The 1,362-nt window shown below is 71.0% G+C and carries 2 protein-coding genes; one reads left to right on the top strand and one right to left on the bottom strand.

Annotated features, from left to right (window positions below):
* Positions 1 to 771, bottom strand: a 771-nt coding sequence (locus ACYVE7_RS34080) for a hypothetical protein (protein ID WP_460370715.1), incomplete at its 3' end; no start/stop codon positions are given.
* 115 nt (positions 772 to 886) lie between these two features.
* Here ACYVE7_RS34080 and ACYVE7_RS34085 point away from each other — a divergent pair.
* Positions 887 to 1,362 (top strand): hypothetical protein (locus ACYVE7_RS34085; protein WP_460370716.1); only part of this gene is annotated, 476 nt, incomplete at its 3' end.

Genomic DNA, 1,362 nt, shown 5'->3' on the forward strand with positions numbered 1-1,362 from the left:
GTCGGCCCGCACCTCGGCCGGTTCCTCCTCCAGCTCCTCCGGCTCCTCGGGCGGGGTGTCCGGCGGGGGCGGGCCGTCGTCGGCCGGCAGCCACTCGACGGGCCGCTCCACCGGACGCCTCGCCCGCGACTCCCGGCGCAGATGGATCAGCAGCCCGAGCAGGAACGCCAGCCCCAGCACCCCGGCGGGGCCTGCGGCCGTCGCCGTCAGCCGGGCCTTGTTCACGGCCTCCGCGGGCGTAGTAGCCACATCGTTGACCGTGATGTACGTGGACTTCGGCGCGGACAGCACGTCCTGCCGTTCGCGCAGATCGTCGCGGATGAACCGCCGCACGTTGTCGACGACCCTGGCCGCCTCCTGCGGCGTCGCGCTCTCGGCCGTGATGTACAGGAACGGGCCGACCCGGCTCGCGGCCAGCAGCTCGGCGTTGGTGTGGCCGTCGTCGACCTTCAGCCGGGTGCCGCTCTTGGGGCCCGCGCCCAGCTCCACCTGGGTCTCCGGGGTGTTCGCGGCGAGGATGAGGATGGCCGCCGAGGTCTGCAGGCTGTCGTTGAACTGCAGCAGCGGATTGGACTCGGTCTTGATCGACCGCGGGTCGGCGGTGGCGGTGCCGCCGGACGTCGGCGCGGTCAGCACCATCGACGCGCTCGCCTGATAACGCAGCGGAACGTTCCGGTACGCCGCCACTCCCGCGGCGACCGCCAGAATGATCACCGGAAGGGTGAACAGCGGACGTCTGAGCAGCCCGACCATCGTTGACCAGAGGTTCATTCGCCCCGTGCACCTGCCCTCGTGCTTTTCCCCCGAGCCCCAGTCGGTGATCCTGGATCCGTACTTCGACGCTACGCGATCATCAGGTCGGGTTCCAGATCGTTCAGGGGGTTCGATGTCTTTTCCGGTGATGGCGCGCCGGGCACTGACCGTCGTGATCGGCTGTGCCGCCGGGTTCTGCGCTTTGTATCTGCTGGTCGTGGCGACGCCGACCGGACAACTGCTGGAAGACGCCGTTCTGCGCGCGGCTGATAATGGCCACGTCCGGAAATCGGCCGCCGGACTGGCCCTTGCTCCGATTTCGGTGTGGACGGTCGCACTGGCCGTCGGAACGGTGTTCCTGATCGGACGTCGGCGGGGCGGGCTCTGGCTCGGCTGCGCCGCCGCGGGCGTCATCGTCGGTTCGCTGCTGACCGCGGAACTGCTCCAGGCGGTGCTGACCCGGCCGGTGCTGCTCGCCCACGGCACCCGGCGCGAGGACCAGGGGTTCCCCAGCGGGCACACGGCCGTCGCGATGTCGGTGCTGGCGGCCGCGGTGCTGGTCGCGCCGTACCGGGCGCGCGCCGCGGTGACCCTGCTGACGTCGGCGGG

This window comes from Actinocorallia lasiicapitis (assembly GCF_054778695.1).